The following is a 25,296-nucleotide window of genomic DNA, read 5'->3' as shown; positions in this document are numbered from 1 at the left end:
TAAGCTCATGGCTCGCCGTCGCCAACATGAAGAGCATGTAAACCATGAACGCTGGCTGGTTTCCTATGCGGACTTCATCACCTTGCTGTTCGCCTTTTTCGTGGTGATGTACTCCATTTCTTCGATCAACGAAGGCAAGTACAAGGTCATTTCCGAAGCCCTGATCGGGGTCTTCACCGATTCCGATCGCGCGCTCAAGCCGATCCCCATCGGTGACGAGCGGCCGAAGACCGTGACCCCGGCCAAGCCGCTGGTCAAGGACAGTGATCAGGTCGATGCCGGTGTCTCCGGCGCCAGCGATCCGCTCAAAAGCATCGCCGACGACATCAGCGCGGCGTTCGGTGACCTGATCAGCTCCAACCAGATGACCGTGCGCGGCAATGAACTGTGGGTCGAGATCGAGCTCAATTCCAGCCTGTTGTTCGGCAGCGGCGATGCCATGCCCAGCGATATCGCGTTCAACATCATCGACAAGGTCGCGGCGATCCTGAAGCCGTTCGACAACCCGATCCATGTCGAAGGTTTCACCGACGATCAACCGATCCGCACCGCGCAGTATCCGACCAACTGGGAGCTGTCCTCGGCGCGCTCGGCCAGCATCGTGCGCATGCTGGCGATGCAAGGGGTGAACCCCGGTCGCCTGGCGTCGGTGGGCTACGGCGAATTTCAGCCGGTGGCCAACAACGCCACCGCCGAAGGCCGCGCACGCAACCGTCGCGTGGTGCTGGTGGTGTCGCGCAACCTCGATGTTCGCCGCAGCCTGACCGGTACCGGGACCGCCCATGCGCAACCGGATGCCGCATTGAAGCGTGCTGGCACACAAACTGCACCGACCCCGGTCAAGTCGCCGGTACGAGAGAACGCCGTCAATTCTCCGTCACCCGCATTAACACGTTGAGCTATTTCTCGGTCGATCCGTGCGGCCGGGAGGAACAATCCGAATGAGAGTCTGGGCAGTCGCCAATCAAAAGGGTGGTGTCGGTAAAACCACTTCCTCCATCGCTTTAGCCGGGTTGCTGGCCGAGGCGGGCAAGCGCGTGGTCGTGGTCGATCTCGACCCCCACGGCTCCATGACCAGCTATTTCGGCTACGATCCCGACAGCCTGGAACACAGCAACTACGATCTGTTCCTGCACAAGGGCAACGTGCCGCAAGGCCTGCCGGGGCAACTGTTGCTGTCGACCAGCGACGAACGCATTTCCCTGTTGCCGTCCAGCACCGCGCTGGCCACCCTCGAGCGCCAGTCGCCAGGGCAGAGTGGTTTGGGCCTGGTGATTGCCAAGAGCCTGGCGCAACTGTGGCAGGACTTCGATTACGCCGTGATCGACAGCCCGCCCTTGCTCGGCGTGCTGATGGTCAATGCCTTGGCGGCGAGCCAGCAACTGGTGATCCCGGTGCAGACCGAACACCTGGCGGTCAAGGGCCTCGAGCGCATGGTCAACACCCTGGCGATGATCAACCGCTCGCGCAAACAGGCATTGCCATTCACCATCGTGCCGACCCTGTTTGACCGCCGCACCCAGGCGTCCCTCGGCACCTTGCGCGTGCTGCGCGACAAATTCCCCGACGAAATCTGGCAAGGCTATATCCCGGTGGACACGCGCCTGCGCGATGCCAGCCGTGCCGGGCTGACGCCTTCGCAGTTCGACGGCAAGAGCCGTGGCGTTCTCGCTTACCGTGCGTTGCTCAAGCATCTGCTGGCGGCGCAACTTGTTGCGCAGGTAGCCTGACATGACCTCGATCCCTGTAGGAGCGAGCCTGCTCGCGATGGTCGTCAACGATGACGCGGGAAACCTGGCACCCCGTGGCGCTCTCAGGTTCATCGCGAGCAAGTCGAATCGTCGCACCGTCGCCCCTACAGGTGAGCGTTCATGAACCGGCCATTGAAGACCACATCGCGCCCGCAACTGGCGCTGCAGTCGTATCTGGACAGCTTGCTGCAGGACGTGACCGAAGAATTGACGCTGCCGATAGAGGCAGTGGCCGAGGAGATCGCCGCCGAAGCGGTGCTGGACGAATTCCAGGCAGCGGTGCTCGAAGAGCAGGCCCGTGATGCCGCGGCGGCCGCGCCGGTGCCGGCATCCGTAGCGCCAGTGTTCAAGGCGCCGGTGATCGAGGCCCCGGCGCCGGTCATGGCGTCCGTTTCGACCATCGCTCCGCTGCTGCAAGCCTTGGTACCGCCACCTGTTGAAGCGCAGCCAGTCGCTGTCGAAGTGCCGCAAACCCTGGTGCCGCCCGTCGTCGAAGTGCATCTACCGCCGAGCAATACGCCGCCACCGGTGGACACCGAGGGTCGTCCGTCCTGGGCCGCCGAGCCTTTCGAATGCCTGCTGTTCGATGTCGCCGGCTTGACCCTCGCGGTGCCGCTGGTGTGCCTGGGATCGATCTATTCCCTGGCCGGTCACGAGCTGACGCCGTTGTTCGGCCAGCCGGAATGGTTCCTGGGCATCCTGCCGAGCCAGGCCGGCAACCTCAAGGTGCTCGATACCGCGCGTTGGGTCATGCCCGACCGTTACCGCGACGATTTCAAGCAGGGCCTGCAATACGTGATTTCGGTCCAGGGCTATGAATGGGGCCTGGCGGTGCATCAGGTCAGCCGCTCGTTGCGACTGGACCCGAATGAAATCAAATGGAGAAGTCACCGGGGGCAGCGGCCATGGCTCGCCGGCACGGTGATTGAACACATGTGCGCCTTGCTCGACGTCGCCTCATTGGCGGAGTTGATCGCCAGTGGCGGGGCAAAGCACATGTCCGGCAGCAAACCGAACCACAAACCGACAAACATCAAATAAACAACAGGCGACGTCACTCGATGGCGTTGCACGGAACACACACCGCCAGGGCGGTTTCTTGAGGGGTCAGGGTATGAATGACAAGGCAACGGCGGCAAAAGGTTCCGAAGATCCGATCCTGCAATGGGTCACCTTCAAGCTGGACAACGAGACCTACGGCATCAACGTGATGCGCGTCCAGGAAGTCCTGCGCTACACCGAAATCGCCCCGGTCCCGGGTGCTCCGAGCTACGTGCTGGGCATCATCAACCTGCGCGGCAACGTCGTCACCGTGATCGACACCCGTCAGCGCTTCGGCCTGATGAATGCCGAGATCAGCGACAACACCCGTATCGTCATCATCGAAGCCGACAAGCAGGTTGTCGGGATCATGGTCGACAGCGTGGCCGAAGTGGTTTACCTGCGTCAGTCGGAAATCGAAACCGCGCCGAACGTGGGTAACGAAGAGTCCGCCAAGTTCATTCAAGGCGTGTGCAACAAGAACAACGAATTGCTCATCCTGGTCGAGCTGGACAAGATGATGAGCGAAGAAGAATGGTCGGAACTGGAGAGTATCTGATTGATTCTCGAGGTTGCGGTCATTGTCCTGTTCCTGTTCTGGGCAGGCACGCTGGCGATGTTTCTGGCCTACATTCGCGCCCAGAAGCAGATCTCCGCGCAACAGGCCCAGGGCGATGCGCAGCGCGACCAGCGCATCAAGGACCTGGGCAAACGCGTTGACAACTACCAGAACGGCAACGTGCGCATGGGCGAAGACCTGCATGAACTGCGGGCGATCGTTGCGCCGCTGCCGGACAAACTCGCTCAGCTGGAACAGCGCGACCCGACCAGCCTGTCGTTTGCCCAGGCAGCACGATTGGTCGGAATGGGCGCCAGCGTCGACGAACTCACCCAGTCCTGCGGCTTGACCCAGGCTGAGGCGGAGTTGATGAGCAAGGTGCACAAGAACTAGTTACCTGTAGGAGCGAGCCTGAACTGGTCAACTAATTTTGGACACCAGTTACGGTTTCATGCCGCCAGTTTCTCCATAGCTACCGGCGACCGGTAGTCGTTGTAGCTATGGAGCCTGACGTTGTTGTAACGCATCACATAACGCTGCACATCCACCCGCGCCTCATGTTCCGAGCGGTAGCCGTCTTCTGGTACCCACTCTGACTTGAGGCTTCCAAAGAAACGCTCCATCGGAGCGTTGTCCCAGCACTCACCTTTGCGACTCATGCTTTGCAGGAGGCCATGTTTGCGCATTTCTTTCCTGAATTTATGACTGGTGTATTGGCAGCCTTGGTCAGAGTGAAACAGCACCTCTTTTGGCCGGCCTCGCAGGTCGACCGCCATCCGCAACGCTTCGCAGGTCAGCGTGGCATCGGAAATCATCGAAAACGACCAGCCCACGATCCTGCGGGCAAACAGATCCAGCACCGCCGCGAAATACATCCAGCGCGTGCCGACTTTGATGTAGGTCACATCGCCGCACCACACTTGGTTAACCGCCGTGACATCAAACTTGCGCTTGAGCACATGCGGCGCCACCAGCGCCTCAACGCCGGAAGATTTGTACTTGTGCCGCCGCCGCTGATGACTGGCAACACCGGCTTCGCGCATCAAGCTACGAGCCATATGTCGCCCGACACGATGCCCCTTGGCTTGCAGTTCCTTGGACAGGGTGCGAGACCCTGCGGACGCTCTGGACTCCTGATGATGCTTGACCAGCACGGCCTTAAGTTTCTCCCGTTCAGGATTCACCTTGCCCTGGCGCTGACGCCAGGCGTAAAAGCTGCTGCGGGTGACTCCAAACGCCCGGCAGCAATTGTTAACGCCGTACTGCTCGTCCAGCTCATTGATCAGCGCGAATGATCTTTGGAGTCCAAAAGCAGGAGAGCACTGGCCTTTTTTAGGATTTCAATGTCCAGGTCTTTTTGCCTGAGCAACGCTTTGAGCTGCTGAATCTCCCGCTGATCGGCGGTGATTGCCTTGGCCCCCACCGGGGTCGAACCCAAGCGTTCTTTGCGAACCTGGTCGACCCAACGGCGCAAGGCCGTAGGGCCAATATCCAAACTGGCACAAACATCGGGAATTGACTGACCCTCGTCCAGCACCATGCTGGCGGCCTTGAGTTTGAACTCACTGGAATAAGATTTACGCATATCCAAACACCTCAGATTTGAGCGCCATCATAGCGCCCGATTGAAGTGTCCAAAATCATTAGGCCAGTTCAGCTTGCCCGCGAAGGCGTCCTCGAAACTTCAGCAGTCTTTCCCGCGATCCGACGCAGTCCTCTCTATCCTCAGACGGGTATTACGCCGTCGTAGTCTCCCGCCGATAGTTTTCTCAGATTCGTCTATCTTGTGATCCGCCATCAGTCGTTTGATCATCTTGTTCAAAATACGCACTGCCAAGGAGGCTTATGATCGACATTTTGCGCGGTACACCGCTGTGGGTTTATGCGGTTTTCCTGATCCTGACTTATTACGGTGTCATTGCCTGCTTCAAGAATCACGTGTCGAAAAGGTCATTGCAGATCACTCCGGTGATATTCGTGACCCTGTCTCTGGCTTCGCTGAATCTCTCCCAAGGTGTAGTCATTCCCCTCTCTGCCTACGTACTCGGGCTATGGGCAGGATGGTTACTCGCATTGCGTTTTTACTCGTACACGAATGTGAAGTGCGAGGGAGAAACGTTGGAGTTGGGCGGTACAGTCAAGGTACTGATGGTGTATTGGGGCTTCTTTGCATGGCGTTACTACCTTGGCTATCAGGTAGCGATGTATCCGGAAATGGCCAATGAGTTGCCGATGACGGCATGGTCGGCACTGGGGGCTGGCCTTATCAATGGATTGATTATTGGTCGCAGTCTCAAGCTTTTGCGTTTTGTAGGAGCTGGCTTGCCAGCGAAGGCGGCTAAATGATCGGTGCAATATTCAAGGCCTTGTTCGCCGGCAAGCCGGCACCTGCGTAAGGGGCGCGTAAGCTCAATAATCATCCCCGCGTCCAGTGATGTCCTTCTCCACCATCAACGCATCCGGATCCTGCCCCGCCGGAAATTTCCCCTTCAAACTCCAAGCAAACGCAATGATCTCGGCAATCGTCAGATACAGCTCCTGCGGAATGCTGTCCCCCAGTTCCATGCGCGCCAGCAGCCGCACCAACTCGGCATTTTCGTAGATCGGCACTTCGTAGTCGCGGGCAATCCGCAGGATTTCTTCCGCCAGTTCTTCGTCGCCCTTGGCGGGGAAGGTAGGGGCCGTTTGCCAGATGACTAACCGATTGATAGATAAAATTCGTCACTTTGAGTGTTGCAGAATGATTCAAAGGTTTTCCTTTTCAAGGAATCCAAGTCCTACTTTAAGAAGTCCTGAATAGACCGTCGCGGTCAACTAAGTCCTACAGGATGAAGTATGAATATTCCTACATCTTAATCTGTGTTTTAACGACTTGTTTATTTTGATGGCAATGGACTTGTCGTTTGTGCGTTGACAGGTTGGAACGCAATTCTTTAAGTTTTGTTGGCGAGGGGTGTTCAAAAGTAATCGATAAAGGAAAGAGTTGGATGAGAAGAGTTTATATTCTGGGCGCTGGTCATATGGGTGGCGGCAGAAGAATGGGCGCGGATACAAAACCTTTTGGTGGATGAAGTAATGAATTGGACAAGGAAGGGTGAAGCCTATTGCAGTATGCACGAGGACGGCAAAGTAATATGGTCGTATGAAATAGTTGAAATAACTTTGTGGGAAAGGTAGAGGGATGCTGCCTTCAAATAGAGGTCGACATTTTTTTATCGGCGCGCTCAGTGGGGTATTGGCGAACGTGCTATTGGGGTTGTCTTCAGTTTTTTGGAAGTATATTGGGTCGTTGAGTGCGTTGGCGTTGCTCGGTTATAGGGTTTACTTGTCTTTGCTGACGGTGTTTCTTGTCGTGTACGCTGGTCGGGAGCTAAGGCCGCTTTTTGCTCAACTTAATATTAGGCTGCTAATTTTACATGCCGTCGCATCCATACTGATAGCGATCAACTGGGGGACGTTCATATGGGCATCTGTCCATGGTCGGGTACTTGAAAGTAGTCTCGGTTATCTGGTGGCGCCAATTTTAAGTATCGCGATGGGTATCGTTGTTTACAAAGAGCCAGTCACCGTGTTCAAAGCCGCGGCCGTGTTGATGATGCTGCTCAGTGTGGTGAGTCTTTTCGTGTTGAGTAATGATCTTGATATAAGAGTTTATCTAGGTATCGGTCTGGCTTGGGGTTTTTATTCGTGCTTGAAAAAAATGACATCTTTGAATGTTTTTAGTGGCTTGTTGTTAGAGTCTCTTGTGCTTTCTTTTTTTTGCACTTTGTTTTTTATATTTTCAAATCTCGGCATGGCAATTCCTGATGATTTTGGTTTGTGGCGCACGCTTCTTGTTTTTAGTTGTGGTGCCGTATCTATTATTCCGTTAGCGCTGTTTTCGTTTTCAGCTAAAAGGCTTTCTGTAATGTCTATGGGCTTGTCCCAGTTTGTATTGCCACTCACGCAGTTTTTTGTGGTGACGATAATTTACAAGCAAGCTGCTTCTCCAATAACTGTAATGGCTCTTTTGGTCGTAATCATTGGGCTGTTAGTAGTTGTGTTCGAGCCAATTCTCAAAAAACTGTGTTTTTGTAGTGGTGGAGGGCAAGATGAAGAATAAATACAAAGTCGTCGTAATTGGCCTGGGTGTTGTTGGAAGTGCTTCGCTTTGGATTAGTAAGTTTGCCAGGCGTTTTTATGTTTCTGCATGCTCCGGGCATGGATTTAAATTCGCGACGGGTTTGTGAGGTGTGCTTGCGAGAGCTGCTTTAAATGGTTTTCTTTCAGAGGAAGTGTCGATGTTTTACGCAGGCAGGTTTTCTGTTAGCAGTAAGTAATGGTATTCAATAGGTACGAGGGGGTATTTGCTGGTCTCCGTTGTTGAGTGTTTCTCAGTGTTGATCAATAGTCGTCCCCACGACCCGTCACATCCTTCTCCACCATCAGCGCATCCGGGTCCTGCCCCGCCGGAAATTTCCCCTTCAGACTCCAAGCAAACGCAATAATCTCGGCAATCGTCAGATACAGCTCCTGCGGAATGCTGTCCCCCAGTTCCATGCGCGCCAGCAGCCTCACCAACTCGGCATTTTCGTAGATCGGCACTTCGCAGTCGCGGGCGATCCGCAGGATTTCTTCCGCCAGTTCTTCGTCGCCCTTGGCGGTGAGGGTGGGGGCGTGGGTGCCGTCGTATTTGAGGGCGATGGCCTGGCGTGGGGCGTTGGGGTTTTTCATGCGGTTTCGTCTACCCAGCGTTGTTCGAGGCGGGTTTGGGGGCCTTGGGGTGGTCTGCCGAGGTGGCAGTCCAGGTCGCCGACGTTCAGGCCGGCGGACACCAGGCGATCACGCAGCCCGGCCAGATTGCTTTCGATCAGGCTGGCGGTGTACGGCCGTTCGGCCCAGAGCTGGCCGCAGAGGCTGCCCTTGATCAGTTGCGCCTGGATTTGCAGGGGCCCCAAAGGCTCCATGGCGAAGGCCAGTTCGACTCGCCACAGCTGTTGCTTGGGTTCGCGTTCTTCGCGACGCTCCTTTGGCTGTTCTTTCTCGGGGGCGTCCTCGCGCTGGAACTTGACCTGCAAGGGCACGATGTCCTGCAGGTTGCGCATCGGGATTTCCAGTTGCCAGGTGCTCATCAGCCGTCCGTCGGCGGTGACGCCGGTTTGTTCCAGGCTCGACAGCTGATGGCTTTGCAGGCGTGAAACCGCAGCGGCGGCCAGGCGTAGCAAGTGTTCGAGGTCGTCTTCACCCTCGGCGCTTTGCAGCAGGCGTTCGGGCAGCGGGAAACCGCTCGGCGACGGTTTGGCACTGATCTGACCGAGCATGCCCAAGGCATTGCGGACAAAATTCGGCATGGCCTGGGCCAGGGTGTTGGCGGTGATGATCGCGCCGAGGCTGGTATTGGCCGGCAAACCCTGACTCAACTGCGCAACCAGTTTGAGCAGGTCGCCTTTCATGTCCGGCGCTAGTGTCGGGTTTTGCCCGTTCAGCAGTTTGCTTTCGAGGAACGCACCACTGCTGGCCAGCGCCAGGGCCAGGCCCTTGGGGGTGCTTAGTTGCTGGATATCCGGTAGGCCGGCGAGCAGCCGGGCAGCGGCGCTGCGCAGTTCGTTGGAGGTCTGGTCCGAGGGCGGAAGGTTCTGCAGGAGTTTGAGCAAGCCATCCAGCGAGCCTTGGCGGCTTTGCTGGTCAACCAGTTGCCGGGTGACCGCCAGTTGTTCCTGGCGGCCGCTCAGTGGTACGAATTTCAATGTCTGGCTGTCTTGCACCTGCGCGCTCAACAAGGTGCCGATGCGCAAGGGCTGCGGACTGTCGATGTCCAGGGTGCTGCCGCTCAATGCGGTGTTGAGCAGGCTCACCATCGAGCGAAACACCATGGGCTGGCCGGGCACTTGCGGCAGCACTTGCGAGGTCAGCACCTTGCCCTGCAGCAGGGTGCCAACGGGCAGTTGCGCGGTGTCGAGGCGGGTGAGGGTGGCGACGCTGGAGGCGATGGCCTGTTGCACCGTCACGGCCAGGTTGCCGGCCGAGGGCTGGGTGACGAGCAGCGTGGTGCCCTGGGCCAGCGGTTGATTGCTGGTGGTCTGGACCGTGGTCTGGCGGCCGCTGTCGAGGGTGACCTTGAGCAGCATCTGGAAAGTCTGATCCGCCTGCTTGAGCGACAACACTTCGGCCTGGGCGGATTGACCGACGCTGATCAGCCCCTCCACTGGCGTCAGCAACTTGAGCAACTCGCCGCTGACCACCTGCGGGCGTGAGGTCGCCGGGAGGGTCTGCGGTAGCGGGAGGATGTTCATTTCGCCTGTCATACGCGGTCACAACCTGAGGAAAATGCACTCTTTAGAGTAGGGCCTGGCATGTATAATGCGGCGCCGTTGTATCCAAAAATGGCGAAAACTTTGCAATTGTTTGACGCAGCTCTCTAGAACAAGACGTCATTGCATCTATGCTGCATCTCTTTAACGGCCGCGCCAGTGCCGACTTGAACCGTATAAGGCCCGTGAACCCTTGACCAGTCCTGTCCTGCAAACCGTTGCCCTTGCCTGTGAGCGAGACCTTCGGCTGCTCTTCGAAAATCTCGATTTGAGACTGGCCAGTGGCGAAATGGTGCAAATCAGCGGCCCCAACGGCAGTGGCAAGACCAGTCTGTTGCGCCTGCTCTCGGGGCTGATGCAGCCAACCGCCGGTCAGGTGCTGCTCAACGGCCAGCCGCTGAACGAGCAACGCGGCGAACTGGCGCGCAACCTGCTGTGGATCGGCCACGCGGCCGGGATCAAGGATTTGCTGACACCGGAAGAGAATCTGAGCTGGCTGTGTGCCTTGCATCATCCGGCGACCCAGGAGGCGATCTGGCAGGCGCTGGCTGCGGTCGGACTGCGCGGATTCGAGGATGTGCCTTGTCACACCCTGTCTGCCGGTCAACAGCGCCGCGTCGCGCTGGCGCGTCTGTATCTGGATAGCCCGTCGCTGTGGATCCTCGATGAACCCTTTACCGCCCTCGACAAACAGGGCGTGGCGCAACTCGAAGAACACCTGGCCGGCCACTGCGAACGCGGCGGCATGGTGGTGTTGACCACTCATCACACGCTGAGCCGGATGCCGGCCGGTTATCGCGACATCGATCTGGGGAGCTGGGCCGTATGAGTGTGTTCGGCCTGTTGGTCGCCCGCGAGGCGCGTCTGCTGTTTCGCCGTCCGGCGGAGCTGGCCAATCCGCTGGTGTTCTTTGCCATTGTCGTTTCGCTGTTCCCGTTGGCCGTCGGACCCGAGTCTCAATTGTTGCAAACCTTGTCTCCGGGGTTGGTCTGGGTGGCGGCGCTTTTATCGGTCCTGCTCTCGCTGGACGGGCTTTTCCGCAGTGATTTCGAAGACGGATCCCTTGAGCAGTGGGTCCTTTCGCCGCACCCCCTGGCTCTTCTGGTTTTGGCCAAAGTGCTGGCACACTGGGCTTTTTCCGGCCTGGCACTGGTTTTGCTGGCACCCTTGCTGGCGCTGATGCTTGGTTTGCCTGCCGCCTGTCTGCCGGTGTTGCTGCTTTCGTTGCTGCTCGGTACACCGGTACTGAGCCTGCTCGGTGCAGTGGGTGCGGCGCTGACGGTCGGTTTGAAGCGCGGTGGCCTGTTGCTGGCCCTGCTGATTCTGCCGTTGTACATCCCGGTGTTGATCCTTGGCAGTGGCGCCTTGCAGGCAGCCTTGCAGGGGATGCCGGCGACCGGTTATCTCCTGTGGCTTGGTAGCCTGACCGCCCTGGCGATAACCCTGACACCTTTTGCAATAGCCGCTGGCCTGAAGATCAGCGTCGGCGAATAATGAGGTCTGGTCGTTTTTTGACCAGTAAAGACCCTGGCTCTTCACAGTAAAGAGCAACCGTGATGGAAACAGTATGAACTGGACGTGGTTTCACAAGCTCGGCTCGCCCAAATGGTTTTACGGCATCAGCGGCAAAATGCTGCCCTGGCTGAGCGTCGCGGCCTTGCTGCTGATCAGCGTTGGCGTAGTCTGGGGCCTGGCCTTCGCGCCGCCGGACTATCAGCAGGGCAACAGCTTTCGCATCATCTATATCCACGTTCCGGCCGCCATGCTGGCGCAGTCCATCTACGTGATGCTGGCGGTGTGCGGCATCGTTGGCCTCGTGTGGAAGATGAAACTGGCCGACGTTGCCTTGCAATGTGCAGCCCCCATCGGTGCCTGGATGACCGCCGTGGCGCTGGTCACCGGCGCGATCTGGGGCAAGCCGACCTGGGGCTCGTGGTGGGTCTGGGATGCGCGCCTGACATCCATGCTGATTCTGCTGTTCCTGTACTTCGGTCTCATTGCGCTGGGCAACGCGATCAGCAATCGTGACAGCGCGGCCAAGGCCTGTGCGGTGCTGGCGATTGTCGGCGTGATCAACATCCCGATCATCAAATACTCGGTGGAGTGGTGGAACACCCTGCACCAGGGCGCGACTTTCACCCTCACCGAAAAACCGGCAATGCCAGCCGAGATGTGGCTGCCATTGCTGCTGACAGCGCTGGGTTTCTACTGTTTCTTCGGTGCGGTGCTGTTGCTGCGCATGCGACTTGAAGTGCTCAAGCGCGAAGCCCGGGCCAGTTGGGTCAAGGCCGAAGTGGAAAACAGCCTGGAGATCGCTCGATGAGTTTTGCTTCATTCGGCGACTTCATCGCCATGGGTCATCATGGCCTGTATGTCTGGTCAGCCTATGGCATCTGCCTGGCGGTATTGGCCCTCAACGTGGCGGCGCCGATCCTGGCCCGCAAGCGGTATCTGCAACAAGAGGCGCGTCGTTTGCGCCGGGAGAACGGCAAGTGAATCCGCTGCGCAAAAAGCGTCTTATCATCATTCTCGCGATCCTGGTCGGGGTCGGCGCTGCCGTCGGCCTGGCCCTGAGCGCCCTGCAGCAGAACATCAACCTGTTTTACACACCGACCCAGATCGCCAACGGCGAAGCCCCGCATGACACGCGCATCCGCGCCGGTGGCATGGTCGAGAAGGGCTCGCTGGAGCGTTCCGGCGATTCCCTGGATGTGAAGTTCGTCGTCACCGACTTTAATAAATCCGTGACCATCACCTATCGCGGCATCCTTCCGGACCTGTTCCGCGAAGGGCAGGGCATCGTCGCCCTGGGCAAGCTCAATGCCGATGGCGTGGTGGTGGCCGATGAAGTGCTGGCCAAGCACGACGAGAAGTACATGCCGCCGGAAGTGACCAAGGCGTTGAAAGACAGCGGTCAATCGGCTCCAACGCCCGCGAAGGAGGGTTGATCCATGACATCCGGCATCTTTATTCCCGAGCTTGGCCATCTGGCGATGATCCTGGCGCTGTGCTTCGCCCTGGCCCAGGCCGTGGTACCGCTGTTCGGTGCCTGGCGCGGTGACCGCCTGTGGATGAGTCTGGCCCAGCCGGCCGCGTGGGGGCAGTTCAGCTTTCTGCTGTTTGCCTTCGGTTGCCTGACCTACGCCTTCATGGTCGATGACTTCTCCGTGGCCTATGTGGCCAACAACTCCAACAGCGCCTTGCCGTGGTACTACAAGTTCAGCGCGGTGTGGGGTGCCCACGAAGGTTCCCTGCTGTTGTGGGCCTTGATTCTCGGTGGCTGGACCTTCGCGGTGTCGGTGTTCTCTCGGCAGTTGCCACAGGTCATGCTGGCCCGCGTGCTGGCGGTGATGGGTATGATCAGCACCGGTTTCCTGCTGTTCCTGATCATGACCTCCAATCCGTTCAAACGCATCCTGCCGCAAATGCCCAGCGACGGTGCCGACCTCAACCCGCTGCTGCAAGACATCGGCCTGATCGTGCACCCGCCGATGCTGTACATGGGCTACGTCGGTTTCTCGGTGGCCTTCGCCTTCGCCATCGCCGCGCTGATGGGCGGTCGCCTGGATGCCGCGTGGGCGCGCTGGTCGCGTCCGTGGACCATCGTGGCCTGGGCGTTCCTCGGCATCGGCATCACCCTCGGTTCGTGGTGGGCTTACTACGAACTCGGCTGGGGCGGCTGGTGGTTCTGGGACCCGGTGGAAAACGCTTCGTTCATGCCATGGCTGGTGGGCACCGCGCTGATTCACTCGCTGGCGGTCACGGAAAAACGTGGCGTGTTCAAGAGCTGGACCGTGTTGCTGGCCATCGCTGCGTTCTCGTTGAGCCTGCTGGGCACCTTCCTCGTGCGTTCCGGCGTGTTGACCTCGGTGCACGCCTTTGCCTCCGACCCGGAACGTGGCGTGTTCATCCTGATTTTCCTGCTGTTCGTGGTCGGCGGTTCATTGACGCTGTTCGCCTTGCGCGCGCCGGTGGTCAAGAGCCAGGTCGGCTTCAACCTCTGGTCCAGGGAAACCCTGCTGCTGGGCAACAACCTGGTGCTGGTGGTGGCCGCGTCGATGATCCTGCTCGGCACCTTGTACCCACTGATTCTCGATGCCATGACCGGCGCCAAGCTGTCGGTCGGCCCGCCGTACTTCAACGCGCTGTTCATTCCGTTGATGGCGTTGTTGATGGTGGTGATGGCGGTCGGCGTGATCGTGCGCTGGAAAGACACCCCGGTGAAATGGCTGCTGAGCATGCTGACTCCGGTATTGCTCGGCAGTGCGACCATGGCCGTGGTGGCTGGTGTCGCGTACGGCGACTTCAACTGGGCAGTGCTCGCGACCTTCATGCTCGCCGCCTGGGTGCTGTTGGCCGGTGCGCGTGACATTGTCGACAAGACCCGCCACAAAGGCCTGATCAAAGGCCTGCCAACCCTGACCCGCAGCTACTGGGGCATGCAGATCGCACACCTGGGCATTGCCGTGTGTGCGCTGGGTGTCGTGCTGTCGAGCCAGAACAGTGCCGAGCGTGACCTGCGCCTGGCGCCGGGCGAGTCCATGGACCTGGCCGGTTATCACTTCATCTTCGAAGGCGCCAAGCACTTCGAAGGCCCGAACTTCACGTCCGACAAGGGCACTGTCCGGGTGATCCGCAACGGCAAGGAAATCAGCGTGCTGCACCCGGAAAAACGCCTGTACACCGTGCAGAACTCGGTGATGACCGAAGCGGGCATCGACGCCGGTTTCACCCGCGACCTCTATGTCGCCCTCGGTGAACCGCTGGGTAACGGCGCCTGGGCTGTGCGCGTACACGTCAAACCCTTCGTGCGCTGGATCTGGTTCGGTGGTTTGCTGACAGGTGCAGGCGGGTTGCTGGCGGCGCTGGATCGGCGTTATCGGGTCAAGGTCAAAAGCCGCGTGCGCGAAGCACTGGGCCTGTCGGGAGCCACTGCATGAAGCGTTGGTTGATGTTGTTGCCACTGGCGATTTTTCTGGTGGTTGCCGTGTTTCTCTACCGTGGGTTGTACTTGGATCCGGCCGAGTTGCCTTCGGCCATGATCAACAAGCCGTTTCCGGAGTTTTCCCTGCCGGCGGTGCAGGGCGACAAGACCCTGACCCGTGCCGACATTCTGGGCAAGCCGGCGCTGGTCAACGTCTGGGGCACCTGGTGCATTTCCTGCCGGGTCGAGCACCCGGTGCTGAACAAGCTGGCCCAGCAGGGTGTGGTGATCTATGGCATCAACTACAAGGACGTCAACGCCGACGCCTTGAAGTGGCTGACGGACTTCCACAACCCGTATGTACTGGACATCCGTGACGACCAAGGCTCGCTGGGTTTGAACCTCGGCGTGTACGGCGCGCCGGAGACCTTCTTCATCGACGCCAAGGGCATCATTCGTGACAAGTTCGTCGGCGTGATCGACGAGCAGGTCTGGCGCGAAAAACTGGCGGGCAAGTACCAGGCGCTGGTCGACGAGGCCAAGCCATGAAGCGCTGGATTGCTGCCGCTGTCCTGGGCTTGAGTATGGCCGGTGTGGCCCACGCGGCCATCGACACCTATGAGTTTGCCAAGGAAGGTGACCGCGAGCGTTTCCGCGAACTGACCAAGGAGCTGCGTTGCCCCAAGTGCCAGAACCAGGACATTGCCGATTCCAACGCACCGATTGCCGCCGACCTGCGCAAAGAGATTTTCCGCATGCTCGGCGAAGGCAAGGACAACCAGCAGATCATCGACTTCATGGTCGACCGCTACGGTGACTTCGTCCGCTACAAACCTGCGTTGAACGCCAAGACTGCCTTGCTCTGGTTCGGCCCCGCCGGCCTGCTGCTGGGTGGTGTCGTGATCATCGCGGTGATCGTCCGCCGTCGTCGCGTGCAACGCGCCGACACCCCGGGCTCGCTGTCTGCCGAGGAGCGCTCGCGCCTCGACCACCTGTTGGATAAAACCAAGAATGATTGATTTCTGGCTCGCTGCAGGTCTGCTGCTTCTGGTTGCCCTGAGTTTTCTGTTGATCCCGGTTTTGCGCAGCCGTCGTGCCCAGCGTGAAGAGGATCGTACCGCCTTGAACGTCGCGCTTTATCAGGAGCGCGTGACTGAGTTGCAGACTCAGCAGGAAGAGGGTGTGCTCGATGCGGCGCAAATGGACGCCGGTCGCGCCGAAGCCGCCCGTGAGTTGCTGGCGGACACCGAAGGTGTCGACGCGCCGCGGGTGTCGCGACTGGGCAAACCCTTGCCGTTGCTGGCGGCGATTCTGGTGCCGGTGCTGGGCCTGGGGCTGTACATGCATTACGGCGCCAGCGACAAGGTCGAACTGACCCGCGAATTCTCCCAGGCACCCAAGTCGATGGAAGAGATGACCCAACGCCTGGAGCGTGTGGTCGCCGCTCAACCGGATTCCGCCGAAGGCATGTACTTCCTCGGTCGTACCTACATGGCGCAGGATCGCCCGGCGGACGCGGCGAAGATGTTCGAGCGCACGGTGAACCTGGCCGGTCGCCAGCCCGAACTGCTGGGTCAATGGGCCCAGGCGCAGTACTTCGCCGATGGCAAGAAGTGGTCGGACAAGGTCCAGGCCCTGACCGACGAAGCGCTCAAGGCCGATCCGAAAGAAGTCACCAGCCTTGGCCTGCTCGGTATTGCCGCGTTTGAAGGCGAGCATTATCAGGACGCCATCGATTACTGGAATCGCCTGTTGGCGCAGTTGCCGCCGGACGACCCGTCCCGCGAGGCGCTGCAAGGCGGGATCACCAGGGCCACGGAGAAACTGGTGGCCAGTGGTGGCAAGGTTGCGCAAGCACCGGCGGCCAAGACCGCGGCGTTGCTCAAGGTCAGCGTCGATCTGGCGGCGGAGCTCAAAACCAAGGTCCAGCCGGGCGACAGTGTGTTCATCTTCGCCCGTGCGGTCTCCGGTCCACCGGCACCGCTGGCGGTCAAGCGCATGACCGTGGCCGATCTGCCGGTGACCGTCGAGCTGAGCGATGCCGACGCGATGATGCCGCAATTGAAACTGTCGAACTTCCCTGAAGTCCAACTGGTTGCGCGCATTTCCCGTGCCGGCAAACCGACCGCCGGCGAGTGGATCGGTCGCAGCCAGCCTTTGGCCAGCAGCACCACCGCGCCGCAAACACTGACCATCGACAGCCCGGACAAATAACAGGAAAACGCTACCATGACCGCCATCGCTCGTATTGCCCTGCTCAGCGTCGTTTTGGGGTTAAGCGCTTGTGCGGTCCAGCGACCACCGGAGCAAACGGCTCCGCCGCCGATTCCGCCGTCGCAGCCCAGTCCCACGCCATCGACGTCGCCGGTACCGAGCAAGCCGTCTGTTCCGGTAAAACCTTCCAAGCCGCTGCCACGCACGTCTGCCAGCTTTGCGCCACCGCCGGGGGGCAATAGCCATTGGGATCCGAAGCTTGGGGTTTATGTGCTTGATGATCAGCCCAATACCTTTTATCGCCAGCGTACCTATTACCGCTGGGATAACGGCTGGAGCCGGTCGATCAGTCCGAAAGGGCCGTGGGAGGAGACTGATATTCACGGTGTACCGGGGGGGCTGGGGCGGCAATTTGGGCAGTAACGCACTAAGGCGACCTTCGGGTCGCTTTTTTGTGCCTGCCGAATGTGATTGCCGGGCTGATGCTGAACCCCTGTGGGAGCTGGCTTGCTCGCGAAGGCGGCCTGACAGCCGACCTGTCTTTGATGACTGTGTACATATCCGTTTCTTCGGTAACGGCGACTTACGGTTCCGCTCTTACAGCGGGTCACTTTGGCAAACGCCGGAGTGCCGGCCCAGCCCAAAGTAACCAAAGGTCTCGCCCCTTACGTACGGCCCCTCGCTTAGGCTCGGGGTTCCCTCGCTCCGGTATTCATCCGGGGGCATTGCCCTCCGGTCGGCTTCGCTTCGACCTACATGCAATGAGTTCGACTGCGTCGAACGGCGCTGCGCGCCCATCCCCGGATGAACACCTGTGCTCAGCCTGCCGAGGGGGCGGGTGGATCAAGATCAAGAGCGGCAGGCGAGCTAACGCTCGGCCTGTTGAGTGGTGGGGTGGTACGCATTCCCCCCTATAGGAGCTGCCGCAGGCTGCGATCTTTTGATCTTGATCTTCCGCCCCTTCGACATGGTCAAAAATCAAAATCAAAAGATCGCAGGGTATGACTCAGTCGAACACCCTGAGCCTATACCGTGATCTGATGGAAAACCTGCTGGTGCAACGGGTGCAGGTGATGGATCATTCGCCGGGCCAGCGGGCTGATCGGGTGCAAGCGCAGTCAGGATGGTTTGCCGGTGGTCCAGCAAGTGTGGCGACAAATGAAGAGGGTGTTTTGATGGCGGGCAGGTTGATCTATCTCATCGGGCCTTCAGGTTCGGGCAAGGACAGCCTGCTGGATGCCGCGCGAACGCGGTTGGCCGAACGCGGCTGCCGTATCGTGCGCCGGGTCATTACCCGCTCGGCCGAAGCTGTGGGCGAGGCGGCGCTGGGTGTCAGTGCGCAACAATTCGTCGATATGGAAGCTCAAGGCGCGTTTGCCCTGAGCTGGCACGCCAATGGGTTGTCCTATGGCATCCCGCGGGAAATCGACGATTGGTTGGCCGCCAGCGAGGACGTGCTGGTTAATGGCTCTCGGGGGCATTTGCAGAACACGCGCCAGCGCTATCCAGACGTATTGGTGCTGTTGTTGACTGTGGATCAAGCGGTACTGCGCCAACGACTGTTGGAGCGCGGGCGAGAATCGTTGATCGAGATCGATCAGCGCCTGGCGCGCAACGCCCGCTTCAGCGAGCAACTTCTGGCGGACGACCCGACCGTACACATGCTCGACAACTCCGGGCCAATTGAGCAAACGGTCGAGCGTTTGCTGGTCTGCATTGACGAGTGACACCGATTTACCTGACATTGCCGGGAACGGACGAAGAGCAATTACCTTCGTATGCGGCCAATGCAGGCAATGGCGCAGCCTGTGATCTTTTGATCTTGATTGAGCTGCCTGTCAGGCTTTCCTGCCCAACAACCCATGCACATACTCCACAAATGCCCGAGCCTTGGCGCTGGCCATTCTCCCGGTGGGGAACACAGCCCACAGGTCCTGGTTCGGCACTGTCCAGTCCTTCATCACTTCCCGGACCGAACCGTCGGCCAGTTCCGGCGCGAACATCCATTGCGAGGCCATGGTCAGTCCTTGATGTGCCAGCACGGCTTCACGCAGGCCTTCGGCGGCATTGACACGGATCCGGCCGCTGACGGTCACCGATCGCTCCTCCCCGGCGTTGTTGAACTGCCAACTGGCACTGTCACCGAGGGTGTAGACGATTGCCTGATGCTTGCCCAGGTCGGCGGGGCAGGTGGGGGCACCGTGTCTTTCGAAGTACGCCGGTGTACCCAGTACCATGCGCCGGCATTCGGCGATCTTGCGCGCGGTCAGGCCTGAGTCGCTCAATGCGCCCATGCGCAGGGCGATATCGACGCCTTCTTCCACCAGATTGACATTGCGATCGTCGAGCATCAGGTCGATGTTCAGCTCCGGGTGTTGCTCCAGAAAGGGGCCCAGGTGCGGAACGATGTACAGCCGGCCGAAGGTGACGGGCGCGCAGATACGCAGGTTGCCACTCAGCCCGCTGGCGCAACCGCGTGCGGCGTTGTCGGCCTCGTCGGCTTCTTCGATGGCACGCTTGGCCCGTTCGAAAAAGGCCAGCCCGGCCTCGGTGGGCGTCAGGCCCCGGGTAGAGCGCAGCAACAACCGCACCGCCAACCGCGCCTCGAGTTGCGCGATGGTTTTCGACACGGCCGGCTGGCCGATGTTCAGGCGTCGTGCCGCGGCGGAAAACGAGCCGGTTTCCACCACGTAGACGAAGGTTTCCATTGCGCCGAGGCGGTCCATTGAGGGTCCTTGTGCCAAATCTTGAGGATGTCGCAAGTCAACGGTTTTAAGCCGTCGCCAACGATGCCTTCGGCGAAACACTCAGGAACCGCAACAACGCCAGCAGCGGAAACGCGCTGCCGACAATCACGATCCACAACCAGCCGCCCTGTTCGTACACTGCGCTGGCCACCGAAGAGCCGAAGGCGCCGCCGATGAAGATGCTGGTCATGTACAGCGCATTCAGGCGGCTGCGGCTTTTGCCGTCGAGGGCGTACACCGCACGCTGGCCGAGGACCATGTTCATCTGCACGCAGAAATCGAGCACCACGCCGGTCACGGCCAGGCCGATGACACTGTAGGCCGGATGGATGAACGCCGGCATAAAACTCAGGCTGGCGAACAGCAGGGCCAGCAACGACGCGATGCGGGTGTGGCCGGCATCGGCCAGGCGTCCGGCGATCGGGGCGGCGATGGCGCCGATGGCCCCGACCAGGGCGAAAATCGCAATCTCGCTTTGCGACAAACCATGATTGCGCGCCAACTCCAGCGGTACGGCGGTCCAGAACAGGCTGAAAGTGGCAAACATGCAGCCCTGGTAAAACGCCCGCTGACGCAGCACCGGTTGCTTGCGCAACAGCGTCCACAGCGAGCCGAGCAACTGGCCATAGGAGGCGCTGTGATCAGGTTCACGCTTGGGAATGGTCACGGCCAGCACGATGCTGATGGCTGCCATCAACACGGCGGCAATCACAAACATCGCGCGCCAGCCGAAGTGGTCGGCCACCACGCTGGACACCGGCCGGGCCAGCAGAATGCCGAGCAGCAAACCGCCCATGATCCCGCCTACCACACGGCCACGGGTTTCTTCAGGCGCCAGGTGTGCGGCCAGTGGAATCAGGATCTGCACCGAAACCGAGCTGAACCCCACCAACAGCGAAATCAGCAGGAACAGGTTCGGCTGATCGGTGAACGCCGCACCCAGCAGGCTGGCAATCGCCACCAGGGTGGTGGTGATCATCAACCGGCGGTTCTCCAGCAGATCCCCCAGCGGCACCAGGAAAAACAGCCCCAGCGCATAGCCGATCTGGGTCAGGGAAACGATCAGGCTGGCCATGGTGTTGGTCAGGCCGATGTCCGGGGCGATCAGGCCGATGATCGGCTGGGCGTAGTAGATGTTGGCGACAATGGCGCCGCAGCAGAAGGCGAACAGCAGCACCATGCCTCGGGTCATTGTCGCGGTGCCGTGGGGCACCTGGGTCGCTGGGTTCATAACGGGTCTCGCTGTACGGAAAGGAATACGCGCAGGCTAATGGGCTGACTGAAACGGCGGAAGAGGGATTGGAGTGATAGCTATCATTCCATTGCGGAATGACTGACGGACGCGAGTGTCGTGCGCCTGATGGCCTTGCGTCAGAAGATCGAAGGTCAATGATACATTCACTTACATCTTGTTCGATAGCGTGCTTATGTTCTCTCTCCACGTCTCATGACCCGAGGGCCGCTCCATGAATGTGAAGTTTCGTCAGCTGATGCGCCGGGTTTCAGTCGTCACCTTGATCAGCGTATTCAGCGCTGGCCTGGTGCAGGCCGAAGACGCGCCGGGCACGCGCATCGGCGTACGCGGCGAGATCACCGGTGTCAGTCCGGACGTTGTGAAGGTCCACGCCAACAGCGGCGACAACCTGGTGATCAACCTGACCCAGGACACCAAGGTCCGCGCCGTGACCCTGGCCAATATCGAAGACATCAAGCCCGGCAGCTACATCGGCTCCGCAGCCATTCCCCAGGAGGATGGCACTCTCAAGGCCCTGGAGGTCCATGTTTTTCCACCGGAACTGGCCGGCAGTGGCGACGGGCATCGACCCTTCGATCTGGTCAAGGGCAGCAGCATGACCAACGGCAGCGTCGGCGACCTGGTGGTGAGCAATGGCCGGGTGCTGACCGTCAACTACAAGGGTGGCCAACAGAAGATCCTGGTGCCCGAAGACGTTCCCATCGTCAACCTGATGCCGGCCGATCGCAGCCTGTTGAAGGTGGGCGTGAAGATCGTGACCTTTGTCACGCAGGGCGCTGACGGCACGCTCACCGCTCAATCCATCTCGGCGGGCAAGGATGGCGTGACGCCGCCGATGTAGCCGACACATGGCAACCGGCCATCTGAAGAAAAGCCCGCACAGCCCCGGCAGCTAGAATCTACTGGGGGGATCACTTCAATGTCTCCTTACAAGCGGGAGTATCACGATGAAAATCGTATCTTCGCTGGCGTTAGTGGTAGCGGTCGGTTGGATCTCTGGGTGCTCGACAGTGTCTGACAGTCAGGTCACCAGCGTTCCCCTGAATGCTACATCCAATAATCCCGGGAATATTGCCCGGTTGATCATGATGCCTAGTGATAACGCAACAACGTTCTGGGTTGAGGTCAGCGGCGAGGGCATAGGCAGCACATTGCCGGGTCGGTTGACGGCCTACATCTATCCGGGAAGCTGTGGGAACCTGGGTTCGAAACCCGCCTATGACATGAATGACGGTCCAAATGCCCGGTTCTATTCGCAAGCGTCGAACCAGCGCTTCTGGAAAAGCGCACCGGTCGCCGTCGAGACCCTTCGAGCCGGCGGCTACGCCTTGGTGGTGCGTCAAAGCCCGGTCGATGGTCACCAGGCTATTTTCTGCGGCAATTTGAGCTAGAGGTGGACCCTTGTAGGAGCTGCCGCAGGCTGCGATCTTTTGATCTTGATGTTAAAAAACACAGGATCAAGATCAAAAGATCGCAGCCTGCGGCAGCTCCTACAGTCGTTCGGGGTGTTCACAAAAAAGGCGACCTGTGCAGGTCGCCTTGTTCATTGCCGGGCAGGGATCATTTACCGCTGTAGATCTGGTCGAAAATCCCGCCATCGTTGAAGTGGGTCTTCTGCACGGTACGCCAGTCACCGAAGGTCTTCTCGACGGATAGGAAGTCCACTTTCGGGAAACGGTCGGTGTACTTGGCCAGCACGGCCGGGTCACGCGGGCGCAGGTAATTGGCGGCAGCAATCTCCTGGCCTTCCGGCGACCACAGGTACTTCAGGTATTCCTCGGCGGCGGCGCGGGTGCCTTTCTTGTCGACGGTCTTGTCGACCACCGACACCGGTGGCTCGGCTTCGGCGGAAACGCTTGGGTAGATGACTTCGAACTGATCACGGCCGAACTCGCGGGCGATCATTTCCGCTTCGTTCTCGAAGGTCACCAGCACGTCGCCGATCTGGTTGGTCATGAAGGTGGTGGTGGCGGCGCGGCCACCGGTATCGAGTACCGGCGCCTGCTTGAACAGCTTGCCGACGAAGTCTTTGGCCTTGTTCTCGTCACCGCCGTTTTTCAGCACGTAGCCCCAGGCCGAGAGGTAGGTGTAGCGACCGTTCCCCGAAGTCTTCGGGTTCGGCACGATGACTTGCACGCCATCCTTGAGCAGGTCCGGCCAGTCTTTCAGGGCTTTCGGGTTGCCTTTGCGCACGATGAACACGGTGGCCGAGGTGAATGGCGCGCTGTTGTTCGGCAGGCGCGTGACCCAGTTGTCCGGGACCAGTTTGCCGTTGTCCGCCAGGGCGTTGATGTCGGTGGCCATGTTCATGGTGATGACATCCGCCGGCAGACCGTCGATCACCGAGCGTGCCTGTTTGCTGGAGCCGCCGAAGGACATCTGCAGGGTGATGTTTTCGTTGTGCTCGGCTTGCCAGTGTTTCTGGAACGCAGTGTTGTAGTCTTTGTAGAAATCGCGCATCACGTCGTAGGAAACGTTGAGCAGGGTCGGTGCAGCCTGGGCGATGTTGCCCAAGGCCAGGCCAGCGGCGAGAAGTGAGGCGCCAAAGAGTTTTTTCACTGCGAATTCCTTGTTCTATTTGTAGGAGCTGCCGCAGGCTGCGATCTTTTGATCTTCTGTTTCTAAAAGCAAGATCAAAAGATCGCAGCCTGCGGCAGCTACTACAGGTTATTTGTTGGTTTCAAAGCACGCGACTATAGCCGGGGTCGTTTAGTCCTTTAAAGATTAAAAAGCTCTTTGCTTATTCCAGTTTCTTGAACAGTGCGTTGCCGCAACGGGAGCAGAATGCAGCACCGTGTTCGTGGCTGTTTTTCTTGCACACCGGGCAGTCGTGTTGAAGTTGATCGCCGCGCATGGCGTTGGCCAGTTCAGCGGTGAAAATCCCGGTTGGCACGGCGATGATCGAGTAACCGGTGATCATCACCAGCGACGAAATCACCTGGCCCAGCGGCGTCTTCGGCACGATGTCGCCGAAGCCCACGGTGGTCAGTGTCACGATAGCCCAATAGATGCCTTTGGGAATGCTGGTGAAGCCATGTTCCGGGCCTTCGATCACATACATCAGCGTGCCGAATACCGTTACCAGCGTGCAGACGCTGACCAGGAACACCACGATTTTCTGCTTGCTGCCGCGCAGCGCCGACATCAGGTAGTTGGCTTGCTTGAGATAAGGGCTGAGCTTGAGCACGCGGAAGATCCGCAGCATGCGGATGATCCGGATAATCAGCAGATACTGCGCATCGGCGTAATACAGCGCGAGGATGCCGGGCACGATGGCCAGCAGGTCCACCAGTCCGTAAAAGCTGAAGGCGTAGCGCAGGGGTTTGGGCGAACAGTACAGGCGCAGGATGTACTCGCCGAGGAAGACCGCCGTGAAACCCCACTCGATATAGGCGAGCACATCGGCGTAGTTGCGGTGAACGCTGTCGATGCTGTCGAGCATCACGATCACCAGGCTGGCGAGGATGATCAACAGCAGGATGCCGTCGAAGCGCCGACCCGCCTGGGTGTCGGTCTGGAAAATCATGACGTAAAGGTCTTCACGCCAGTGTTTGTTGCTGTCCATGGATAACGCCTGACTCGATGATCAGCGCAGCCTAGGTTGATTCTCCTCGGTAGCGCAAGGCGCGCTTTCGACCCTGGCTTTGCCGAGCATCTGAACAACCGTGCGGATCAGCCAGCAGGCAAGAATGAACGGCGCGGTCAGAGTGGGCAGGCCGATAGCGGCAAACACCGGCGTCAGCAACAGCGCCAGGCCGATGCCAACCAGCGGCAGCCACGGTTGGCGACGCTGGGAGCTGAAGGCGAGGGCGGCGAGTACGGCGTTGTAGCCGCCGAGGCCGAGCAGTGCCGTGTAGAAGTCGTGCTGCAGCAGGCTCCAGCCCATGCCCGCGACAGACGCCAACAACGCCCAGTAGAAGGCGCGGCGATCAGCAATCAGCAAACCGGCGGCAATCATCGCACCGGCCAGCGGATGACCGAGGAACATCACCTGACCGATGCCTTTGAAAGGGGCGGCGAGCATGTTCAGGGTGCTGACTTCGATCAAATGCGCCTCTGTCGAGGGTGTGGCGAAGCACAGCAGCACCCAGCTCAGCACCACGAATGGCGTGGTGTAGGCGGGAAGGTATTGGCTGAACCGGACGCGCTTGAGCCACTGCTGGGTGAACATCGCGCTCAGGCCACCGGCGGCCAGAATCAGCGGCGGCATCATCGCCGACCAAGGGAAGTACAGGCTCAGCAACAGACCGAGCAGAACGCCGTTGTAGCTGAACAACCCGGCCTGACGGTCAGCCTTGGCGTAGTTGCGTCGTTGCGCGGTGAACAACCCGGCGACACCGCCGAGCAAGGCGCCGCCCAGCAAGGCGGGCGCAGTGAACAAAATGGCCAACAGACACAGCAGGCCGCACAGCGGATTACGCTGGAGAAAGATCTGGCTGAAGCCGTTGAGCAAGGCTTCGGCCCAGTCGGGGCAGTGGGTGTTGAAGTGGTTGGCAGGCATGATGGAGTCTGGGG

The 25,296-nt window shown here is 59.5% G+C and carries 30 protein-coding genes; 20 read left to right on the top strand and 10 right to left on the bottom strand.

From position 1 onward, the window contains the following. Positions 1-7 precede the first annotated feature (7 nt). The 5 genes from motD (at position 8) to CD175_RS18000 (ending at position 3,744) form a co-directional block, all read left to right on the top strand. Positions 8-898 carry a flagellar motor protein MotD gene (gene motD / locus CD175_RS18020; protein WP_007980739.1) on the top strand — a complete coding sequence of 297 codons (891 nt, stop codon included), beginning with the start codon at positions 8-10 and terminating at the stop codon, positions 896-898. 43 nt (positions 899-941) lie between these two features. Next, positions 942-1,730: a ParA family protein gene (locus tag CD175_RS18015; RefSeq protein WP_007980740.1), complete on the top strand. Its 789-nt coding sequence runs from the start codon at positions 942-944 to the stop codon at positions 1,728-1,730. Positions 1,731-1,871: 141 nt separating this feature from the next. Continuing rightward, a complete protein-coding gene (locus CD175_RS18010; RefSeq protein WP_104449899.1) occupies positions 1,872-2,792 on the top strand; it encodes a CheW domain-containing protein in 921 nt (306 codons plus the stop codon). A 73-nt stretch (positions 2,793-2,865) separates the two neighbouring features. Next, positions 2,866-3,351, top strand: a complete 486-nt coding sequence (locus tag CD175_RS18005) for a chemotaxis protein CheW (RefSeq protein ID WP_007980742.1) — start codon at positions 2,866-2,868, stop codon at positions 3,349-3,351. Further along, entirely contained in the window at positions 3,352-3,744 is a 393-nt protein-coding gene (locus CD175_RS18000) for a DUF2802 domain-containing protein (RefSeq protein WP_104449898.1), read from the top strand. Between the two features lie 56 nt (positions 3,745-3,800). Here CD175_RS18000 and CD175_RS17995 read toward each other — a convergent pair whose 3' ends face one another. Together CD175_RS17995 and CD175_RS31770 are read right to left on the bottom strand one after the other, a co-directional pair. Beyond that, positions 3,801-4,625, bottom strand: coding sequence for an IS3 family transposase (locus tag CD175_RS17995; RefSeq protein WP_240628908.1), 825 nt, complete (start codon positions 4,623-4,625; stop codon positions 3,801-3,803). 8 nt (positions 4,626-4,633) lie between these two features. Further along, positions 4,634-4,936 carry a transposase gene (locus CD175_RS31770; RefSeq protein ID WP_240628910.1) on the bottom strand — a complete coding sequence of 101 codons (303 nt, stop codon included), beginning with the start codon at positions 4,934-4,936 and terminating at the stop codon, positions 4,634-4,636. Positions 4,937-5,196: 260 nt separating this feature from the next. On the opposite strand from CD175_RS31770, the gene CD175_RS17990 reads away from it, so the two are divergent. Further along, a complete protein-coding gene (locus tag CD175_RS17990) occupies positions 5,197-5,697 on the top strand; it encodes a hypothetical protein (protein ID WP_104449897.1) in 501 nt (166 codons plus the stop codon). A 63-nt stretch (positions 5,698-5,760) separates the two neighbouring features. Here the strand turns inward: CD175_RS17990 and CD175_RS17985 are convergent, their stop codons facing one another. Beyond that, positions 5,761-6,069 carry an EscU/YscU/HrcU family type III secretion system export apparatus switch protein gene (locus CD175_RS17985; RefSeq protein ID WP_104449896.1) on the bottom strand — a complete coding sequence of 103 codons (309 nt, stop codon included), beginning with the start codon at positions 6,067-6,069 and terminating at the stop codon, positions 5,761-5,763. A gap of 463 nt (positions 6,070-6,532) precedes the next feature. Here CD175_RS17985 and CD175_RS17980 point away from each other — a divergent pair, with 463 nt between their 5' ends. Further along, positions 6,533-7,453, top strand: a complete 921-nt coding sequence (locus CD175_RS17980; RefSeq protein ID WP_104449895.1) for an EamA family transporter — start codon at positions 6,533-6,535, stop codon at positions 7,451-7,453. 281 nt (positions 7,454-7,734) lie between these two features. On the opposite strand, the gene CD175_RS17970 is transcribed toward CD175_RS17980, so the two are convergent. Both CD175_RS17970 and fliK read right to left on the bottom strand, forming a co-directional pair. After that, a complete protein-coding gene (locus CD175_RS17970; RefSeq protein WP_104449894.1) occupies positions 7,735-8,064 on the bottom strand; it encodes an EscU/YscU/HrcU family type III secretion system export apparatus switch protein in 330 nt (109 codons plus the stop codon). Next, a complete protein-coding gene (gene fliK / locus CD175_RS17965; protein WP_104449893.1) occupies positions 8,061-9,635 on the bottom strand; it encodes a flagellar hook-length control protein FliK in 1,575 nt (524 codons plus the stop codon). The genes CD175_RS17970 and fliK overlap by 4 nt, the downstream gene beginning before the upstream one ends. A gap of 199 nt (positions 9,636-9,834) precedes the next feature. Here fliK and ccmA point away from each other — a divergent pair, with 199 nt between their 5' ends. The 11 genes from ccmA to phnN all read left to right on the top strand — a co-directional run bounded on the left by ccmA (position 9,835) and on the right by phnN (position 18,506). Continuing rightward, positions 9,835-10,470 (top strand): cytochrome c biogenesis heme-transporting ATPase CcmA, encoded by a 636-nt coding sequence (gene ccmA / locus CD175_RS17960; protein ID WP_104449892.1) that lies wholly within the window; start codon positions 9,835-9,837, stop codon positions 10,468-10,470. Continuing rightward, the gene (gene ccmB, locus CD175_RS17955; protein ID WP_007980754.1) at positions 10,467-11,135 is read left to right on the top strand and encodes a heme exporter protein CcmB; all 669 of its coding nucleotides are present in this window, start codon (positions 10,467-10,469) and stop codon (positions 11,133-11,135) included. The genes ccmA and ccmB overlap by 4 nt, the downstream gene beginning before the upstream one ends. A gap of 73 nt (positions 11,136-11,208) precedes the next feature. Beyond that, positions 11,209-11,964: a heme ABC transporter permease gene (locus CD175_RS17950; RefSeq protein ID WP_102702637.1), complete on the top strand. Its 756-nt coding sequence runs from the start codon at positions 11,209-11,211 to the stop codon at positions 11,962-11,964. Next, positions 11,961-12,137, top strand: coding sequence for a heme exporter protein CcmD (ccmD, locus tag CD175_RS17945; protein ID WP_007980758.1), 177 nt, complete (start codon positions 11,961-11,963; stop codon positions 12,135-12,137). The genes CD175_RS17950 and ccmD overlap by 4 nt, the downstream gene beginning before the upstream one ends. After that, the gene (ccmE, locus tag CD175_RS17940) at positions 12,134-12,589 is read left to right on the top strand and encodes a cytochrome c maturation protein CcmE (RefSeq protein ID WP_104449891.1); all 456 of its coding nucleotides are present in this window, start codon (positions 12,134-12,136) and stop codon (positions 12,587-12,589) included. Before ccmD ends, ccmE begins: the two co-directional genes overlap by 4 nt. Before the next feature lie 3 nt (positions 12,590-12,592). Next, the gene (locus tag CD175_RS17935) at positions 12,593-14,581 is read left to right on the top strand and encodes a heme lyase CcmF/NrfE family subunit (RefSeq protein ID WP_104449890.1); all 1,989 of its coding nucleotides are present in this window, start codon (positions 12,593-12,595) and stop codon (positions 14,579-14,581) included. Further along, the gene (locus CD175_RS17930) at positions 14,578-15,114 is read left to right on the top strand and encodes a DsbE family thiol:disulfide interchange protein (RefSeq protein ID WP_104449889.1); all 537 of its coding nucleotides are present in this window, start codon (positions 14,578-14,580) and stop codon (positions 15,112-15,114) included. The genes CD175_RS17935 and CD175_RS17930 overlap by 4 nt, the downstream gene beginning before the upstream one ends. Next, on the top strand, positions 15,111-15,584 hold the full coding sequence (locus CD175_RS17925; protein ID WP_104449888.1) for a cytochrome c-type biogenesis protein: 474 nt from the start codon (positions 15,111-15,113) through the stop codon (positions 15,582-15,584). The genes CD175_RS17930 and CD175_RS17925 overlap by 4 nt, the downstream gene beginning before the upstream one ends. Next, positions 15,577-16,779, top strand: a complete 1,203-nt coding sequence (ccmI, locus tag CD175_RS17920) for a c-type cytochrome biogenesis protein CcmI (RefSeq protein WP_104449887.1) — start codon at positions 15,577-15,579, stop codon at positions 16,777-16,779. Before CD175_RS17925 ends, ccmI begins: the two co-directional genes overlap by 8 nt. Before the next feature lie 15 nt (positions 16,780-16,794). Next, positions 16,795-17,202, top strand: a complete 408-nt coding sequence (locus CD175_RS17915; RefSeq protein ID WP_015096214.1) for a hypothetical protein — start codon at positions 16,795-16,797, stop codon at positions 17,200-17,202. Positions 17,203-17,954: 752 nt separating this feature from the next. Next, complete coding sequence (gene phnN / locus CD175_RS17905; RefSeq protein WP_104449976.1) at positions 17,955-18,506, top strand: phosphonate metabolism protein/1,5-bisphosphokinase (PRPP-forming) PhnN; 552 nt, start codon at positions 17,955-17,957, stop codon at positions 18,504-18,506. Positions 18,507-18,617: 111 nt separating this feature from the next. Here the strand turns inward: phnN and CD175_RS17900 are convergent, their stop codons facing one another. After that, positions 18,618-19,505 (bottom strand): LysR family transcriptional regulator, encoded by an 888-nt coding sequence (locus CD175_RS17900; protein WP_104449886.1) that lies wholly within the window; start codon positions 19,503-19,505, stop codon positions 18,618-18,620. Positions 19,506-19,551: 46 nt separating this feature from the next. Further along, entirely contained in the window at positions 19,552-20,757 is a 1,206-nt protein-coding gene (locus tag CD175_RS17895) for an MFS transporter (RefSeq protein WP_104449885.1), read from the bottom strand. Positions 20,758-20,992: 235 nt separating this feature from the next. Between CD175_RS17895 and CD175_RS17890 the strand changes: the two genes are divergently transcribed. Together CD175_RS17890 and CD175_RS17885 are read left to right on the top strand one after the other, a co-directional pair. Beyond that, positions 20,993-21,622 carry a hypothetical protein gene (locus CD175_RS17890; protein ID WP_104449884.1) on the top strand — a complete coding sequence of 210 codons (630 nt, stop codon included), beginning with the start codon at positions 20,993-20,995 and terminating at the stop codon, positions 21,620-21,622. Between the two features lie 106 nt (positions 21,623-21,728). Beyond that, on the top strand, positions 21,729-22,172 hold the full coding sequence (locus CD175_RS17885; RefSeq protein ID WP_104449883.1) for a hypothetical protein: 444 nt from the start codon (positions 21,729-21,731) through the stop codon (positions 22,170-22,172). A 169-nt stretch (positions 22,173-22,341) separates the two neighbouring features. Here CD175_RS17885 and CD175_RS17880 read toward each other — a convergent pair whose 3' ends face one another. From CD175_RS17880 to CD175_RS17870, 3 genes are all read right to left on the bottom strand, one after another. Beyond that, positions 22,342-23,340, bottom strand: coding sequence for a sulfate ABC transporter substrate-binding protein (locus tag CD175_RS17880; RefSeq protein WP_104449882.1), 999 nt, complete (start codon positions 23,338-23,340; stop codon positions 22,342-22,344). 181 nt (positions 23,341-23,521) lie between these two features. Then, positions 23,522-24,346, bottom strand: coding sequence for an ion transporter (locus CD175_RS17875; RefSeq protein ID WP_102702001.1), 825 nt, complete (start codon positions 24,344-24,346; stop codon positions 23,522-23,524). Between the two features lie 21 nt (positions 24,347-24,367). Then, positions 24,368-25,282: an urea transporter gene (locus CD175_RS17870; RefSeq protein ID WP_104449881.1), complete on the bottom strand. Its 915-nt coding sequence runs from the start codon at positions 25,280-25,282 to the stop codon at positions 24,368-24,370. Between the last annotated feature and the right edge of the window lie 14 nt (positions 25,283-25,296).

Source organism: Pseudomonas laurylsulfatiphila, from assembly GCF_002934665.1.
Lineage (GTDB): Bacteria > Pseudomonadota > Gammaproteobacteria > Pseudomonadales > Pseudomonadaceae > Aquipseudomonas > Aquipseudomonas laurylsulfatiphila.
This window is presented reverse-complemented; position numbering and strand designations above follow the sequence as displayed.

Coding starts and splice junctions, on each gene's coding strand:
- motD (WP_007980739.1), top strand. CDS start 8: ATGGCTCGCCGTCGCCAACATGAAGAGCATGTAAACCATGAACGCTGG.
- CD175_RS18015 (WP_007980740.1), top strand. CDS start 942: ATGAGAGTCTGGGCAGTCGCCAATCAAAAGGGTGGTGTCGGTAAAACC.
- CD175_RS18010 (WP_104449899.1), top strand. CDS start 1,872: ATGAACCGGCCATTGAAGACCACATCGCGCCCGCAACTGGCGCTGCAG.
- CD175_RS18005 (WP_007980742.1), top strand. CDS start 2,866: ATGAATGACAAGGCAACGGCGGCAAAAGGTTCCGAAGATCCGATCCTG.
- CD175_RS31770 (WP_240628910.1), bottom strand. CDS start 4,936: ATGCGTAAATCTTATTCCAGTGAGTTCAAACTCAAGGCCGCCAGCATG.
- CD175_RS17990 (WP_104449897.1), top strand. CDS start 5,197: ATGATCGACATTTTGCGCGGTACACCGCTGTGGGTTTATGCGGTTTTC.
- CD175_RS17980 (WP_104449895.1), top strand. CDS start 6,533: ATGCTGCCTTCAAATAGAGGTCGACATTTTTTTATCGGCGCGCTCAGT.
- CD175_RS17970 (WP_104449894.1), bottom strand. CDS start 8,064: ATGAAAAACCCCAACGCCCCACGCCAGGCCATCGCCCTCAAATACGAC.
- fliK (WP_104449893.1), bottom strand. CDS start 9,635: ATGACAGGCGAAATGAACATCCTCCCGCTACCGCAGACCCTCCCGGCG.
- ccmB (WP_007980754.1), top strand. CDS start 10,467: ATGAGTGTGTTCGGCCTGTTGGTCGCCCGCGAGGCGCGTCTGCTGTTT.
- CD175_RS17950 (WP_102702637.1), top strand. CDS start 11,209: ATGAACTGGACGTGGTTTCACAAGCTCGGCTCGCCCAAATGGTTTTAC.
- ccmD (WP_007980758.1), top strand. CDS start 11,961: ATGAGTTTTGCTTCATTCGGCGACTTCATCGCCATGGGTCATCATGGC.
- CD175_RS17935 (WP_104449890.1), top strand. CDS start 12,593: ATGACATCCGGCATCTTTATTCCCGAGCTTGGCCATCTGGCGATGATC.
- CD175_RS17930 (WP_104449889.1), top strand. CDS start 14,578: ATGAAGCGTTGGTTGATGTTGTTGCCACTGGCGATTTTTCTGGTGGTT.
- CD175_RS17925 (WP_104449888.1), top strand. CDS start 15,111: ATGAAGCGCTGGATTGCTGCCGCTGTCCTGGGCTTGAGTATGGCCGGT.
- ccmI (WP_104449887.1), top strand. CDS start 15,577: ATGATTGATTTCTGGCTCGCTGCAGGTCTGCTGCTTCTGGTTGCCCTG.
- CD175_RS17915 (WP_015096214.1), top strand. CDS start 16,795: ATGACCGCCATCGCTCGTATTGCCCTGCTCAGCGTCGTTTTGGGGTTA.
- phnN (WP_104449976.1), top strand. CDS start 17,955: ATGGCGGGCAGGTTGATCTATCTCATCGGGCCTTCAGGTTCGGGCAAG.
- CD175_RS17900 (WP_104449886.1), bottom strand. CDS start 19,505: ATGGACCGCCTCGGCGCAATGGAAACCTTCGTCTACGTGGTGGAAACC.
- CD175_RS17895 (WP_104449885.1), bottom strand. CDS start 20,757: ATGAACCCAGCGACCCAGGTGCCCCACGGCACCGCGACAATGACCCGA.
- CD175_RS17890 (WP_104449884.1), top strand. CDS start 20,993: ATGAATGTGAAGTTTCGTCAGCTGATGCGCCGGGTTTCAGTCGTCACC.
- CD175_RS17885 (WP_104449883.1), top strand. CDS start 21,729: ATGAAAATCGTATCTTCGCTGGCGTTAGTGGTAGCGGTCGGTTGGATC.
- CD175_RS17875 (WP_102702001.1), bottom strand. CDS start 24,346: ATGGACAGCAACAAACACTGGCGTGAAGACCTTTACGTCATGATTTTC.
- CD175_RS17870 (WP_104449881.1), bottom strand. CDS start 25,282: ATGCCTGCCAACCACTTCAACACCCACTGCCCCGACTGGGCCGAAGCC.